Below are 359 nucleotides of genomic sequence, written 5' to 3'. Positions count from 1 at the left end.
ACGATGGGTCCTGTCAAGTCAGGGTTTGTTGCGGCGAGAACGAGGGTCGCCCAGCCTGCTTGGCAGTTGCCGATAATGGCCGGCAGAGGCGCGCGCGGATGCCGGCGGATCACTTCTCGAACAAACGTCGCTTCCGCATAGGCCACATCAGAGAGTTGCTGATCCTGCTCTGGCTCGCGACGGAAGCTCACCAGATAAACTGGATGACCTTCGCGCAATGCGACGCCGAGCTGTATAGCGCGACAATCTGGGTGGGAAGCGCACGACAATCAGGATGGCGAGTCGGTGTCGCGGCGAGGTGATGATTGCCGCGTTAATTGTCGCGCGCAAGAGTTTTTTGAACTCTGATTGTCGCGGAG

Annotated in this window: 1 pseudogene; it reads right to left on the bottom strand. The window is 59.1% G+C overall.

The annotated features are described in order from the left end of the window. Nucleotides 1–233 (bottom strand): annotated as a pseudogene (locus I6F09_RS37355) (DUF3141 domain-containing protein); the annotation flags it as partial. Nucleotides 234–359 lie beyond the last annotated feature (126 nt).

It is taken from the genome of Bradyrhizobium sp. IC3195 (assembly GCF_020193585.1).
Classification (GTDB): domain Bacteria; phylum Pseudomonadota; class Alphaproteobacteria; order Rhizobiales; family Xanthobacteraceae; genus Bradyrhizobium; species Bradyrhizobium yuanmingense.
The sequence above is the reverse complement of the archived record's forward strand: the minus strand, read 5'-3'. Positions and strand labels throughout refer to the sequence as shown.